We start from the raw sequence: 14,076 nt of genomic DNA on the forward strand, positions 1-14,076 counted from the left end.
TTTTAGTCTGCCTGATCAGTCACGCAGCAGATCGTTAATGGAGGTTTTGGAACGTGTGCGTTCGTCCACCCGCTTCACAATCACGGCGCAAGCCAGAGCAGGATTGGGGCGACCATCCGGCCCAACCGGCTTGGAAGACGGCATGGTGCCCGGCACAACAACGGAATAAGCCGGCACACGGCCCATGTAGATTTCACCCGTTGCACGGTCCACAATCTTGGTGGAAGCGCCAAGGAACACACCCATGGAAAGCACGGAGCCGCGTTCCACAATCACGCCTTCTGCCACTTCGGAACGTGCACCGATAAAGCAGTTGTCTTCAATAATTACCGGAGCAGCCTGCAGCGGTTCCAGAACGCCACCAATACCTGCGCCACCGCTGATATGGCAGTTCTTGCCAATCTGGGCACAGCTGCCAACAGTGGCCCATGTGTCCACCATGGTGCCGCTATCCACGCGGGCGCCCACGTTTACAAAGCTGGGCATCAGCACAGCGCCGGGGGCGATAAAGGCGGAGCGACGCACAACAGCACCCGGCACCACGCGGAAACCAGCCTTATCAAAACGGGCCTGATCCCAGCCAGCAAACTTCAGCGGCACTTTATCGTAAGCCGGGGCACCGGCTGCGCCACCGGGAATGGCCACGCTATCGTTCAGACGGAAGGAAAGCAGAACAGCTTTTTTCAGCCATTCATTTACCTGCCAGCCATCTTCCTTGGGTTCGGCCACACGCAGCGCACCAGAATCCAGAGCTTCCAGAGCCGTTTCAATGGCTTTGCGGTCTTCTCCCGTTGTAGCGGAGGAAATCTGGTCCCGCTTTTCCCACAGGGCTTCAATATGCGCGCGCAAAGTTTCGTTGGTCATAACACACCGTCAGACAGGATGGACAAACACCGGGCCTGCACCACAGCCCCGGCAGAAAAAATACAGAGCGACCATGCGGACACACACGCGGCGTGTCAACGCATGGCACCCCGGAAAATGGCTGGCAACCGCGGCGTTATTCCGCCCGGATCATGGTGCCGGAGCCAGATGCCGTAAACAGTTCCAGCAGGCAGGCATGGGGCATACGGCCATCAATAATCACGGCTGCACGCGCACCGGCCTGCACGGCCTGAATGCAGGTTTCCACCTTGGGGATCATACCGCCAGTAATCACACCATCCTCAATAGCCTGCATGGCCTGCGCGGCTGTGAGTTCTGGTATCAGCTTGCCATCGGCATCCAGCACGCCGGGCACGTCTGTCAGCATCAGCAGGCGTGTGGCATGCACCGCACCGGCTACAGCACCGGCAGCCGTATCGGCATTGATGTTGTAGGTGGCACCATCTTCCCCAAAGCCTACCGGCGCAATAACCGGAATAAGGCCAGAGCCGGAGAGCGCATAAATCACGCGCGGGTCCACCTTTATGGGTTCGCCCACAAAGCCCAGATCCAGCACGCGTTCAATCTGGCTTTCCGTATCCCGCACCTTGCGTTGCAATTTGCGGGCGGTAATCATTTTACCGTCCTTGCCGGAAATACCAACAGCCAGCGCGCCTTCTCGGCTGATAAGCTCCGCCACTTCCTTGTTCACGGAGCCAGCCAGAACCATCTCGATAACATCCACCATATTGGCATCTGTTACGCGCAGGCCATCTACAAAGGTGGAGGGAATTTCCAGCCGCTTGAGCATCTGGTTAATCTGCGGCCCGCCACCATGCACCACAACCGGGTTGATACCCACCAGCTTGAGCAGCGCAATATCCCGCCCAAAGGTTTTGGCCAGATCTGCATTACCCATGGCGTGGCCACCATACTTGACCACAATGGTATCCCCCGCATAGCGGCGCAGATACGGCAGGGCTCCGGCCAGAATGGCGGCTTCCTGCGCCGCATCATGATGGGAATGGGAAGAAGGAACCCGTGGTTCTGTCATGCTCTGCACTTCCTGCTTGTCATCAATCAGATCATGGCGCCTTGGGCAGGGCAAATTCTGCCAGTTCCGCCCGCAAGCCCTCAATACCTTCACCTGTCTGGCTGCTTGTTAAAGACAGGTAGGGAAAAGCCGCGGGGTGGCGGCGAATTTCCGCTTCAACTTCTGCCTGCTTGCGTGCCAACGGGCCGGGTTTAACGCTATCGCACTTGGTCAGCACCACCTGAAAGCTGACAGCTGCTTTATCCAGCAGGTCCATCACTTCCAGATCATGCGCCTTCATTTCCACCCGTGCATCCAGCAGCAGCACAACACGCTGCAAACTTGGCCGACCGCGCAGGTAATCAAACATCATATCCTGCCAGTCTTCCTTTACGGATTTGGCAGCCTTTGCGTAGCCATAACCCGGCATATCCACCAGCATCAGCCGGTCTGCCAGATTGAAGAAGTTGAGCTGCTTGGTGCGCCCCGGCTCGGAGGAAGCCCGCGCCAGCGTTTTGCGGCCCGTAAGCGCGTTCACCAAGCTGGACTTACCCACATTGGAGCGCCCGGCAAACGCAATTTCCGGCAGGGTTTGCGGCGGCAGTTGCCCCAGCTTTTGCGCGCCAAACACAAATTCGCATGAACCCGCAAAAAGCCGCCGCCCCTCTTCCAGGGCGGCGGCAATACGGGCTTCATCCTTTAGTTCTCGAAAAGAGGATGCGGCATCATCTGTCATTTGGGCTTAACCAGTTGGGGTTTGGCATCTGCCGCTTTCAGACGGGAGATGATGATAACCTGCTGCACAGCCGTAAGGATGTTGCTCCAGCAGTAGTAGATCACCAGCCCGACCGGCTGCCGCGCCATGAAGAACGTGAACAGCAGCGGAATGAACATCATCACCTTCTGCTGTGATGGGTCCATGTTGGCAGAGCTGGAGCTCACCTTCTGCATCAGGAACAGCGTGGCACCATACATGATGGGCCAAGCCCCCAGCGCCAGAAACGGCGTGATGTGGGTGGGATCAAACGGCACAAGGCCAAACAGATTGAACAGGTTGGTGGGGTCTGGCGCAGAAAGATCCTTCACCCAGCCCACAAACGGTGCATGCCGCATTTCGATCGTGACATACAGATCCTTATACAGGCACCAGAACACAGGAGCCTGAATAAGCAGCGGCAGAAAGCCTCCGAACAGATTAACGTTTTCCTGCCGATACAGCGCCATGATCTGCTGCTGCATGGCCATTGGGTCATCCTTCAGGCGGGAGCGGATCAGGTCCACCTGCGGCTTCAGGCGCGCTGTTTTCCATGTCATGCGCATCTGCTTGATGGTGAGCGGCAGGAAGGCCACTTTCACAATCACGGTAAACGTCAGCAGGGCCAGACCAAAGCTGCCCAGATGTTCGTTCAGCCAATCCAGCACAAAGAACACGGGGCGGGTAAGGAAGGAAAGCCAGCCAAAGTCCACGGCTTTCCAGAACATGGGCACGTGTAGGTCTTTTTCATACTGCTCGAGCAGACGCACTTCCTTGGCGCCCGCAAACACGTGGGCCTCGGTAGAGGCAGTCTGCCCCGCAGCCACCTGCACAGGTGCCGTAGCCGTAAAGCCAACCTGATACGCGCCTTGCGCCGCCTGAAAACCATAGGTGCCAATCACGTTGGCGTTCTGGTCTGGCAGCACGGCCATCAGCCAGTATTTGTCTGTAATACCAGCCCAACCGCCGGTGCCCTGATGGCTCCATGCAATGTTGTCTGGCGGCACGCCACCTGTACGCACCGTTTTATAGGAACCTTCGTTCAGGCGGCCATCAATAACCGAGATCGGGCCTTCATGCACCAGCATGCCGCCGGTTTCTTCCGGCGTGTAACCACGGTTCACACGGTAGAAAGGATACAGCGCCACAGCCTGCCCGGTGCTGTTATGCACCTGCTGGCTGATGGTGAACATGTAGTTCTGATCCACCGACATGCGGATATCAAAGGTCAGCCCCTGCCCGTTATCCCAGGAAAGGGTGAGCGGGTGTTCGGCATCCATCTGGGTGCCAGAGGCTTTCCACAATGTGTTGGCATCTGGCAGACGCACGGAAACATCGGACGGCGCACGCCAGCCGAAATCTACATAATCTGCATGGGTGGAAGCGGAGTTAAGAACACGCACATCCGGGCTATCTGGCTTTACGGTTTCCCGATAATGCTTGAGCACCAGATCATCCAGCCGTGCGCCACGCAGGTTTAACGTGCCCTGTACGGCGGGAGCGTTAATGGCCACACGGGTTTCCGGGCCATCCTTTACGGGAGCCGCGGCTTCTGCCTGCGTGTTTTCAGCCGGAGCAGCCGCACCAGAAGAAGCCGGTGCCGGAGGCGCTACAGCATGCACACCCGGCTGCGGCGGGGGTACGGGCTGATGCTGCGGGAAAAGATAGTCATACCCGATAAGTACCAGAGCTGACAGCGCTGTTGCCAGTATTAGACGTTTTGGATCCATAAGCTCCGGCCTTGCGGCCCCCTGCACATACAAATTGGAAAACTTAACACCCGTAAAAAACCCGGAGTCTTAAACGGCATACAGGTTCCAGCGCAGGACGCACACGAATGCAAGGCAGGATATCAGGAATCCCGCTGGCACAACGTTAATGCTTTACGGAAATCAGCCACCAGCGCCGTAAATGGGCGATTTATGGTGGCACCACGGCCTATAAGAACAAGGTCCAGACCGTTTAGCGGCGTATCGGCTTCTACAATACGCACAACTTCGCGCAACCTGCGGCGCACGCGGTTACGCACCACGGAGTTGCCGACCTTTTTGGTAACCGTAAAGCCTACACGCGCGACATCCGTATCCGGACGCCGGAAAAGCTGCAAAACAAGCCCCGGCACAGGCGCTTTACGCCCGCGAGAAGCCAGAAAGAGGAATTGCTTCCTCTTTTTAAGCCGCAGAGATCGTGCAGATTCCGCCGCTGGCTGCTCCTGCGCTGCAGGCCCGTCCATCAAGCCGGACTGCCGGGCAGTTCTTACGCGGAAAGGCGCTTACGGCCTTTGGAACGACGGTTGCCAATGATCTTACGGCCACCAACGGTTGCCATACGCGCGCGGAACCCGTGACGACGCTTGCGAACCAGCCGGGACGGTTGATAAGTGCGCTTCATGGCGGCACTCCCTTACTATTTGAATACGGTTATCCGGTGGCCTGTTAAAGACCACGCCTCTTGAAGCTGCGGCTTATAGAGTTCAGATAAGGAACCGTCAATCTATACCGTAGAGTCGTGAATGCAGCCTTGCGGCAGAATCCCCCGCAAGATGGAGAAAAACATGAACAACATGCCCTTTCCTATCCGTGCCGCAGCCGTTATTTTCTGCCTGCCTGTAGCGGGTGCTGTGCTGGCCGGAGTGCTGGGGCTTTCCTTCCCCGCAGCGTTAGGGCCAATTATATGCGCCGCAGCTTTGGGCGCATGGCTGGGCATCAAGCTTCAGCCTCATTATGCAGCGGCACCTGCTCCGGTAGCTGCACCTCAAGCACCTGCCCCTACAGCGGATTCTAAACTGCGGCACGATATTCGGGGAATTGTCTCCCCCGCCATGCTGGCAGCAGAGCAGCTTGATACCTTTGCCGACCCAGACGTGCAGAAGGCCGCCAAAACCATTAATGATTCGCTAGACCGCCTGACTGCACGCTTAAAGCAGCGCCCGCAAAGCTGAACAGCCTTTATTCAGCGCGTTCGATCAGCTCGACCTTATAGCCATCGGGGTCTTCAACAAAGGCAATCACGGTGGTGCCAAATTTTACTGGCCCGGCTTCTCGCGTCACCTTGCCACCACCAGCCCGCACGCGCGCAACCATTTCCGCCACATTAGGCACGCCTACGGCAAAATGGCCAAACCCGGTGCCCAGTTCATAGCCGTCATCTTCGCCCCAGTTATAGGTCAGCTCAATTTCAGCCTGCCCGGCGGCGTTATCTGCATAGCCAATAAACACCAGCGTATAACGCCCTTCCGGCACCTCGCGCCGACGGAGTTCGTGCATGCCTAGCAGCTTATAAAACGCCAGACTTTTTTCCAGATTGCGCACTCGCACCATGGTGTGCAGAAAACTTGCCATCTGTTTGCTCCTTATTTTGAAGTATCAGGCAGGCGCTGTGCGTGTTCCCGCACCTTCAACAGAATCAAAAGCCAGAAGAAACAGGCCCAGCCGGTCAGCTTCCTCTATACAGCGCTGCCTGTCTGTCAGCAGTGTGTGGGCGGCCTCAAACGCAATACCACGCAGGCCTGCCGCATGAGCATTCTGCACCGTTACAGGCCCTATTGTGGGCATATCTGCCCGTTTTTCCTGCCCCGGCTTAAGCATTTTTACCAGAACACCGCCTTCACCCGGCTGCCTGCATTCTCCTGCGCGGGCCAGCATGCGGTCTGTGCCTTCCATGGCTTCCACAGTCAGCACCACGCCATTTTGCACCACGCAGCCCTGCCCTATGTCCAGCCGCCCCAGCGCCTGCACCACGGTTATGCCGCGCTGAATATCGGCCTGCGCCTGCGCATCTGGCTGCACGCGCCCCAACACGCCCGGTTGCGCCACAGCCTGCGTAAGAAATTCATGCGCCCCACGAATGTGAAAGCCTTCCTCACCCAGAATACGCACAAGCGCACCCAGCAAGCCGTCATCCCCGGCAAACAGAGCACGGCCCAAGCGCGCCATAATGCGCGCACCCTCGGCATCTGGCCGCAGATTGCGCAGGGATGGCCGACGGATTGGCCCGATAAGCACCAGATCCGAACAGTTGTGTTGCTTCAAAAGGGAGAGCATACGCCCGGCTGCTCCCAGCCGGACAAATTCGTGCGGCCAGGGGCCTATCACTTCGGGTTCGGCAAAACCTTCAAACCCGAGAATAAAAACGGGCCGCCCTGCTGCGGCTGCCGCTTCTGCCACTCTGCCCGGCAGAGGGCCACCGCCTGCAAGAATACCAACAGCAGAGGGAGTGCTCACGCGCCCTCGGTTTCTGCGCGCTCCAGATCCTGCCGTGCGGGACGCACAAGGCCACGCCGGCTTGGAGCATCTATAAAGTCCAGAATTTCGCGCACACGTGGGTTATCACCAAATTCCGTACGCACTCGTTCCAGACGCACGGAGAAAGGATCTTCCGCATTGCCGTTTTTGGGGTACAGCGTGAGGAACGCCTTACGCATGCGGTGAATTTCATCAGACTGCACACCATTGCGGCGCAGCCAGATCCAATGCAGGCCAATCAGCCGTGCACGGTTACCCAGCACACTGCCGTAAGGAATAACATCGGCTTCCACCCCAGCCACACCGCCTACAAGGGCAGCATGCCCGATACGGACAAACTGATGGATGGCGGCAGAACCCATAATACGGGCATCGTCCTCAATGGTGACATGCCCGCCCATCACCACGTTATTGACGATAATAACGCGGTCACCCAGCACGCAATCATGCGCCACGTGGGCGTTGGCCATGATCAGCACATTCTGGCCAACCTTGGTTAGGCCAGAACCCGTGGCCGTGCCACGATGGATGGTAACGTGTTCACGCACCACCGTGCCAGCCCCGATCTCGCACCGGGTTGGCTCACCTTTATACTTTAGATCCTGCGGGGCCATGCCCACGGTGCAAAACGGAAAATAGCGTGAACCCGCCCCCAAACGCGTGTGGCCATCGACCACCACATGAGAGATCAGCTCAACCCCGTCTTCAATCGTGACATCTGGCCCGACAGAACACCAAGGGCCGATAACCACCCCCTGCCCAAGCCGCGCACCGGGAGCAACAAGAGCCGTTGGGTGGACAACGGTTGATCTGGCTTCCTCTGCAGCGTGCACCAATTCAGTTCCTTATTTCCGTTCACCGTTGGCCGGGCAGATCTGCCCTAACCTTACCCTTTTGCAAAAAATCTGGGCAGTTTAGGGGCAAACCTGACTTGCCTTAACAGAATGATGTGAACAGGCCGGGTTCTCAACCCATAATCATGGCGCTGAATGTGGCTTCCGCCACCACAGTGCCTTCTACGCGGGCTTCACCACGGAATTTCCATACATTGGAGCGGTGGCGTTCCTTGGCGACATGAATGCGCACCTGATCACCCGGTTCTACCGGGCGGCGGAACTTTGCGCCTTCAATGGTCATGAAATAGACCAGCTTGCCCTCAAAATCCTTGCCCAGTGTTAGCACAACCAGCGTTGCTGCGGTTTGCGCCATGGCTTCAACCAGCAATACACCCGGCATAACAGGGCGTGCAGGAAAATGCCCCTGAAAGAATGGTTCATTGACCGAAACATTCTTGATACCTGTTGCCTCTTCTCCCAGGACGATATCTTCCATCCGGTCGATCAGAAGAAAAGGATATCTGTGCGGAATCGCCTGCATGATACGGTTGACGTCAATTCTGTCGATCGTCTGAGCGTCCTGCTGCGATTCTTGTTTCGTCTCCACGTCCCCGAAACCACCCTTTGCGCCGGTTACCAAGCACCGACCTTAGTTTATCCCTTGTCCGAACCGTTCTTGGCCGATCCAGACGCTTTTTTTGCCAGCTTGCGCAATACCGCCACGTTCCGGAAAAACTCCCTGAACGGCATAGCCGGGCTGCCAATTACATCCGCGCCGCCTTCTATATCCGACATTACGCCACATTGCGCGCCAATACGCGCCTTTGCGCCAATGCGGATATGGCCGATAAGGCCAGCCTGCGCGGCAATCGTTACATAGTCTTCCAGCACGGTGGAGCCAGAGATTCCGGCCTGCGAAACCACAATACAACACCGCCCCAGACGGGCGTTGTGACCGATCTGCACCAGATTGTCGAGACGTGATCCTGCACCAATAACCGTATCATTCACCGAACCACGGTCAATTGTGCTGTTGGCACCAATCTCTACATCGTTTTCCAGCACCACGCGGCCAAGCTGTGGCACGGTTTCAAACCCCTGCGGGCCAACCGCAAAACCGAACCCATCCTGCCCAATGCGTGAACCGGGCAGAATAATAACCCGCTCACCCAACACGGCATGAGAAAGCGTGACATGGCTGCCAATACGGCAATCCTGCGCAAGCTGCACACCATCACCCACCACTGCGTGGGAGCCAATAATACAGCCCGGCCCAATTTCCGCCTTGGCTCCAACCACCACAAACGGCCCAATTTCTGCCGTGGGGTCTATGCTGGCTGTGGGGTCAATACATGCAGAAGGATGCACACCTGCACGCGCTGGTACCCGCGGATGAAACAACCGTGCAACGCGAGACCACGCCAGATAGGGCGCAGCCGTTACCAGTGCGGCACATCCGGCAGGCACCTTATCTGCAAAAGCGGGTGCAACAATAACCAGCCCAGCCTTGGTTTGCTCCAGCAAAGGAGCATACCGACGGTTATCCAGAAAGCTGACATCACGCGGGCCTGCGGCCTGCAAAGGCGCAATACCCACAAAGCCTTCTTCTGGCACTGCGCCAGCTTTGGGCAGCACCAGTTCCGCCCCTGCGGTTTCAGCCAGCGTGGCCGCGTCAAACGGCCCCGCACGGGTGAAAAAGCGCGGGTCTGCCGGCCCGGAAAATGTTGTACCCTCAGCCACGATTACTGCTGCCCGGCTGCCGGTGCCACCACTGGGGCTGGGCCTGTGCGCGGGCCCTGATCTGCATCAGCCGTTGTGGGCATCTTGCCAGATTTTGCCAGCTCTTCCGGGTCAACATTGGCTTCCGGAATGAACACGGACGGCAGAATCTTGTTCAGCTGCACGGCCACTTCGTTGGTGATATCCTGCCCATCAACATGCAGGGCCACCTGTTCGCTGTGCAGAACAAGGTTCATGCCATGTGCAGCGGCCACTTTCTGGATAACCTGCACCAGTTCACGTTCGATCTGGCCCAGAGAAACCTGCGCCGCTTCCTGAATGATGCGGTTGCGGTTACGGAAATCACGCTGGGCTTTCATCACGCGGGCCTGAAGGCTGCGTTCACGCGTCTGGATCTGTTCGGATGTCAGAGACTTGGCCTGTGCCTGCAGCTTCTGCTGCTCATCACGCCAACCAGCCTGTTCCTTCTGGAGATCCTGCGCCAGTTCATCACGGCGACCACCCAGAGTGCGCTCAACCTGCATAGCTGCGGAAGACTGACGCATAACGCCACCAACGCTGATCACACCAATAACGGTTGTGGGTGGAGGAGCTTCCTTGGCAACTTCTGGCGCAGATGGAATAGGCGGCAGCGGCAGTACGGGCGGAGCCTGATCTGCTTCCTGGCTATCAGCCGGCGGTGCGGGCAACTGCACCGGAGCCGGGGCGCGACGAGCCGCAGCCGGATGCTGTGCCGGAGCCTGCGCGGCAGGCTGCTGGGTTTTGGGCACAAACCACCCGCCCCCACTCTGCGCCTGTGCAGATGGCACAAGTGCGGATGAGAAAGACAGGACAACAGCCCCCAGCAGGGCAGTTCTGGTGGAAAAACGCATCATTACCTCAGAATTGCTGGCCGAAGCCAAAGCGAAGGAGCTGCGTGCGGTCATTATGGCTCCGCATAACGGGCACACCCAGATCGATGTTCAGCAGACCAAACGGACTTTTCCATGAAAAACCAGCACCAGCACTTACACGTGGGCGCAACGTATCACCGCTGATGGGCGTGTAATAGATACCATCATTCGCCTTGCTTGTATAAAGGCGCTTCACACGCAAACCAGCGACACTCCCGGTATCCACAAACGCACGTCCGCCAATACCCATGTCAGACAGGAACGGAATAGGGAAGTTAAGCTGGGCGGAAGCGTTATACATAAAGCGCCCACCCAACAGATCTTCGGATGAATGGTTCAGGATACCCACACTACGCGGGCCTGCACCACCATCCAGGAAGCCGCGCAGGTTGTTACCACCCAGATAGAAGTTATCGATAATATCGTGGCGGCCATTGCCCCAGTCAGCCATGTACCCGGCACCACCGCGCACCATGAACGTCCAGCTATGGCTGTTGGTGATATCATCCAACGGCACATAATACGCACCGTTAACCTTACCGCGGACGTATTTTTCATCGCCGCCAATACCGGCAAAGTCACCACCCACAGACACATAGTACCCACTATGCGGCGCCATGCGGTTATCACGCGTATCATACATAAGGGTTGTGCCGATCTGCGAGAGCAGAGACTTACCCTTCTGGTCCAGCACGTAGTAGGAGGACTGATCCCACGTATCACCCACCCAACGGCGGATCAGGCTGTAGTTCCAGGACTGGGACAGATAGCGGTTGTACGAATACCCCATACGCAGGGTGATACCGTAGCGGCCTTCAGAATAGTTCTGATAGGTCTGGTAGTTGTTTTCAACAAAGAAGATATCCGCACCGGCAACAAGGTTGCGCCCCATGAATGCCGGGTTGGTGATGGAGATATCTGCCTGCTTCTGCCACTGCGAAACCGTGCCGGAGAACCCGGCATCAACCCCGGTGCCCAGCAGGTTGTGCTGTTTCAGCCCGACGTTACCGATCACGCCCACGTCGGTGGAGTAACCACCACCCAGCGAGAATTCGCCAGTGGGTTTTTCCACCACGTTAACAGCCACGTTGGTGCGATCAGGCGCAGAGCCTTGAGAGGTGGATACATCCACACTCTTGAAGAAGCCCAGATCCTGCACCGCTTCCTTGGCGTATTTCTTGTAGCTGGTTGTGTAGGGGTCACCCTCAGCAAACGGCAACTGGCGGCGCACCACGTTATCCTGCGTGATGGTGTTGCCGTTCACGTCAATACGCTCAACGTAATGGCGCGGGCCTTCGCTCACATCAAACAGCAGGTTTACAATCCGCTTTTCCGGATTGCGGGCAATGGTGGGGCGTACCTGCGCAAACGGATGCCCTTCGGCCTGAAGGATTTCCTCCATATCCGTGGCGTTATCCTGCACGGCCTTGCCATCGTACCACTGGTGCGGGAACAGCTCGACATACTTACGCAGAGATTTAGCCGGCACATGGCGCAAGCTGGAGCGGATATCCACCTTACCCAAACGGTAGCGCACACCTTCATCCATGGTGAAGGTGACGTAGAAAGACTTCCGATCCGGCGAGAGCTCGCCTTTTACGTCCTTGATCTGAAAATCCACAAACCCGTTGCGCAGGTAAAACCGGCGCAGCAATTCCGCATCGTATTTAATACGTTCGGGGTTGTACTCATCGGATGAGGACAGGAAGTGGTACCAGGCTGTTTCCTTCGAGGAAACAACACCCGCCAGACTGGATTCGCTGTAAGCCTTGTTGCCCACAAACGCGATCTTGCTGATGAGTGTCTGCGGCCCTTCGTTAATCTGGAAAACCACATCCACACGGTTATGGGCCAGCTTGATAATCTGGGGTGTGACCACAGCCGCAAAGCGGGCCTTCTGGGCATACACTTCCAGAATGCGCTGGCGGTCATCCGCCGTGGTTTCGGCCGAGAACACCGCACGCGGGCGCAGCGCCAGCACCTTGCGCAGGTCTTCATCCTTGGCCGCGTGGTTCCCCTCGAACACGATACGGTTGACGATGGGATTTTCCTTCAGGCGCACCAGAAGGATGTTGCCATCACGCCGCAGCGTTACGTCCTTGAACAGGCCGGTGGCGTAAAGGGTCTTGAGCGAACGGTCCAGATCATCCTGGCTGAACGGGTCCCCCACACGTGCAACCATGTAGGACAGCACGGTGTTGGTTTCGATACGGGTGTTACCCGATACCCGGATATCTTCAATATATCCGCCCGTAGGCGCAACAGATGATGTGGATTCGGAAATGCGCGGCGTGCGCGCATGTATAGCGCGGGATGGCGCCACCACTGCCGCTGGTGCGGCAGCACTTGTACCTTCTGTTGATGCGGCGGATGCCTGTCTGCCATCCACCATCACAAAAGGTAGCACACAGACAGAAACGAACAGGGCTGAACGCTTACCCGTCAAGATCTGCTTCCTTCCATCCGGGTCGCTTTTCGTACGAAAGCCCATCTTCCGTTCTCATTCCGCCCGCAACGGGAGGTATCCGAAATCACCCCTGTCACGCAAGCACTTCCCTTCCTGTTCCCGCCGTCATTCATCCTACAAGCGAAGCAATCCACCTGAACAGGCCAAAACCTGAAAGGTCATTGAACGTGGAGAACAGGAACAGGCCTGCAAGCAATGCAAATCCAACCTGAAAACTGATCTCTTGCACCCGCTTGGAAACCGGGCGGCCTCTTATTGCCTCTATGGCATAAAAAACCAGACGTCCACCATCAAGAAGCGGCACGGGGAAGAGATTAATCAGCCCAAGGTTAACAGAAAGCAGCGCCATAAAGGACAACAGGCTGGCAAACCCATACTGCGCCACCTGCCCGGAAAGTTGCGCAATCTTGAGCGGACCGCCCAAATCTTTGGCTGTATGCTGGCCAGAGAGAATCTGCCACACGCCATCCAGCGTTTGCACGCTGGCGTTCCACGTGGCTTTTACGCCCGCCACCACAGCCTGCGGAAATGGCAGTGGCTTGCCCACTTCCGTGGCAAAAATAATGCCAAGCTGGCCATGCGGTTTTTGAGGAGTCGAATCCGGGGCCTTGCCGATGGTGATCGGCAACGTCACGCTCTGTTCGCCGCGTTTGACGGTCAGCGTGGTTTGTGCGCCAGCCTGTGTGGAAATGGTGGCCTGAATATCCTCCACACCCGTTACATCGTGGCTGCCGATACGCTGAATGACATCGCCCTGTTGCACGCCAGCCACAGCCGCCGCGCCATTTGGCATGACGGTTGCAATCTGATCACGCACATGCGGCTGGCCCGTTGTGGCAAACAGCAGCGCAAACAGCACAAAGGCCAGAATGAAGTTAAAAATCGGCCCCGCCAGAATAACGATGGCGCGGGAGAAAACCGATTTATCGTGGAAGGTGCGGCCCTTAATCCACGCCGCTTTTTGCTCTGGCGTGGCGTCTTCGGGGTCTTCAAACCCGTGGGGGCGTACGTAACCACCCAAGGGGATGGGGCAGACACGCCATTCCGTGCCAGATTTATCGCGCCAGCGGAACAGGGCCGGGCCAAACCCGAGCGAGAACACCTCCACATGCACGCCGCGCCACTTGGCCGCCAGATAGTGGCCAAGTTCGTGAAAGCTCACCAACACACCCAGCACGAAAACGAAGGAAAGCAGTGTACGCAGGTAATCGTGTATCATCATTCTTCCGATATCGGCTGGGGGCT

At 57.3% G+C, this 14,076-nt stretch carries 15 protein-coding genes; 1 reads left to right on the forward strand and 14 read right to left on the reverse strand.

The window, feature by feature from the left end:
* Positions 1-15: 15 nt before the first annotated feature.
* From dapD to rpmH, 6 genes are all read right to left on the reverse strand, one after another.
* Entirely contained in the window at positions 16-864 is an 849-nt protein-coding gene (dapD, locus tag FCN51_RS16055; protein ID WP_003622584.1) for a 2,3,4,5-tetrahydropyridine-2,6-dicarboxylate N-succinyltransferase, read from the reverse strand.
* 136 nt (positions 865-1,000) lie between these two features.
* On the reverse strand, positions 1,001-1,918 hold the full coding sequence (gene argB / locus FCN51_RS16060; protein ID WP_012812628.1) for an acetylglutamate kinase: 918 nt from the start codon (positions 1,916-1,918) through the stop codon (positions 1,001-1,003).
* Positions 1,919-1,949: 31 nt separating this feature from the next.
* Entirely contained in the window at positions 1,950-2,633 is a 684-nt protein-coding gene (gene yihA / locus FCN51_RS16065) for a ribosome biogenesis GTP-binding protein YihA/YsxC (RefSeq protein ID WP_003622581.1), read from the reverse strand.
* Complete coding sequence (yidC, locus tag FCN51_RS16070) at positions 2,630-4,381, reverse strand: membrane protein insertase YidC (RefSeq protein ID WP_003622578.1); 1,752 nt, start codon at positions 4,379-4,381, stop codon at positions 2,630-2,632. The genes yihA and yidC overlap by 4 nt, the downstream gene beginning before the upstream one ends.
* A 122-nt stretch (positions 4,382-4,503) precedes the next feature.
* Entirely contained in the window at positions 4,504-4,884 is a 381-nt protein-coding gene (gene rnpA / locus FCN51_RS16075) for a ribonuclease P protein component (protein ID WP_003629106.1), read from the reverse strand.
* Between the two features lie 23 nt (positions 4,885-4,907).
* The gene (rpmH, locus tag FCN51_RS16080) at positions 4,908-5,042 is read right to left on the reverse strand and encodes a 50S ribosomal protein L34 (RefSeq protein WP_003622574.1); all 135 of its coding nucleotides are present in this window, start codon (positions 5,040-5,042) and stop codon (positions 4,908-4,910) included.
* Between the two features lie 121 nt (positions 5,043-5,163).
* Between rpmH and FCN51_RS16085 the strand changes: the two genes are divergently transcribed.
* A complete protein-coding gene (locus FCN51_RS16085) occupies positions 5,164-5,592 on the forward strand; it encodes a hypothetical protein (RefSeq protein WP_201762593.1) in 429 nt (142 codons plus the stop codon).
* Between the two features lie 7 nt (positions 5,593-5,599).
* Here the strand turns inward: FCN51_RS16085 and gloA are convergent, their stop codons facing one another.
* The 8 genes from gloA to rseP form a co-directional block, all read right to left on the reverse strand.
* Positions 5,600-5,992, reverse strand: a complete 393-nt coding sequence (gene gloA, locus FCN51_RS16090) for a lactoylglutathione lyase (protein WP_003622570.1) — start codon at positions 5,990-5,992, stop codon at positions 5,600-5,602.
* A gap of 24 nt (positions 5,993-6,016) precedes the next feature.
* Positions 6,017-6,874 carry an LpxI family protein gene (locus tag FCN51_RS16095; RefSeq protein ID WP_160256346.1) on the reverse strand — a complete coding sequence of 286 codons (858 nt, stop codon included), beginning with the start codon at positions 6,872-6,874 and terminating at the stop codon, positions 6,017-6,019.
* Positions 6,871-7,728 (reverse strand): acyl-ACP--UDP-N-acetylglucosamine O-acyltransferase, encoded by an 858-nt coding sequence (gene lpxA / locus FCN51_RS16100; protein ID WP_003622565.1) that lies wholly within the window; start codon positions 7,726-7,728, stop codon positions 6,871-6,873. The genes FCN51_RS16095 and lpxA overlap by 4 nt, the downstream gene beginning before the upstream one ends.
* 133 nt (positions 7,729-7,861) lie before the next feature.
* Entirely contained in the window at positions 7,862-8,290 is a 429-nt protein-coding gene (gene fabZ / locus FCN51_RS16105; protein ID WP_414144931.1) for a 3-hydroxyacyl-ACP dehydratase FabZ, read from the reverse strand.
* Positions 8,291-8,385: 95 nt separating this feature from the next.
* The gene (lpxD, locus tag FCN51_RS16110; RefSeq protein ID WP_003629099.1) at positions 8,386-9,471 is read right to left on the reverse strand and encodes a UDP-3-O-(3-hydroxymyristoyl)glucosamine N-acyltransferase; all 1,086 of its coding nucleotides are present in this window, start codon (positions 9,469-9,471) and stop codon (positions 8,386-8,388) included.
* 2 nt (positions 9,472-9,473) lie between these two features.
* Entirely contained in the window at positions 9,474-10,346 is an 873-nt protein-coding gene (locus FCN51_RS16115) for an OmpH family outer membrane protein (protein WP_160257145.1), read from the reverse strand.
* A 4-nt stretch (positions 10,347-10,350) separates the two neighbouring features.
* A complete protein-coding gene (gene bamA / locus FCN51_RS16120; protein ID WP_012812624.1) occupies positions 10,351-12,855 on the reverse strand; it encodes an outer membrane protein assembly factor BamA in 2,505 nt (834 codons plus the stop codon).
* Positions 12,856-12,940: 85 nt separating this feature from the next.
* Positions 12,941-14,053 carry an RIP metalloprotease RseP gene (gene rseP, locus FCN51_RS16125; RefSeq protein ID WP_012812623.1) on the reverse strand — a complete coding sequence of 371 codons (1,113 nt, stop codon included), beginning with the start codon at positions 14,051-14,053 and terminating at the stop codon, positions 12,941-12,943.
* Between the last annotated feature and the right edge of the window lie 23 nt (positions 14,054-14,076).

Origin of the sequence: Acetobacter pasteurianus, assembly GCF_009914215.2 — a bacterium.
Lineage (GTDB): Bacteria > Pseudomonadota > Alphaproteobacteria > Acetobacterales > Acetobacteraceae > Acetobacter > Acetobacter pasteurianus.

Excerpts from the sequence above, each read along its gene's own strand:
- rpmH (WP_003622574.1), bottom strand. The coding sequence starts at position 5,042 with ATGAAGCGCACTTATCAACCGTCCCGGCTGGTTCGCAAGCGTCGTCAC.
- FCN51_RS16085 (WP_201762593.1), top strand. The coding sequence starts at position 5,164 with ATGCAGCCTTGCGGCAGAATCCCCCGCAAGATGGAGAAAAACATGAAC.
- dapD (WP_003622584.1), bottom strand. The coding sequence starts at position 864 with ATGACCAACGAAACTTTGCGCGCGCATATTGAAGCCCTGTGGGAAAAG.
- yihA (WP_003622581.1), bottom strand. The coding sequence starts at position 2,633 with ATGACAGATGATGCCGCATCCTCTTTTCGAGAACTAAAGGATGAAGCC.
- yidC (WP_003622578.1), bottom strand. The coding sequence starts at position 4,381 with ATGGATCCAAAACGTCTAATACTGGCAACAGCGCTGTCAGCTCTGGTA.
- argB (WP_012812628.1), bottom strand. The coding sequence starts at position 1,918 with ATGACAGAACCACGGGTTCCTTCTTCCCATTCCCATCATGATGCGGCG.
- FCN51_RS16115 (WP_160257145.1), bottom strand. The coding sequence starts at position 10,346 with ATGATGCGTTTTTCCACCAGAACTGCCCTGCTGGGGGCTGTTGTCCTG.
- rseP (WP_012812623.1), bottom strand. The coding sequence starts at position 14,053 with ATGATGATACACGATTACCTGCGTACACTGCTTTCCTTCGTTTTCGTG.
- gloA (WP_003622570.1), bottom strand. The coding sequence starts at position 5,992 with ATGGCAAGTTTTCTGCACACCATGGTGCGAGTGCGCAATCTGGAAAAA.
- rnpA (WP_003629106.1), bottom strand. The coding sequence starts at position 4,884 with ATGGACGGGCCTGCAGCGCAGGAGCAGCCAGCGGCGGAATCTGCACGA.
- bamA (WP_012812624.1), bottom strand. The coding sequence starts at position 12,855 with ATGGGCTTTCGTACGAAAAGCGACCCGGATGGAAGGAAGCAGATCTTG.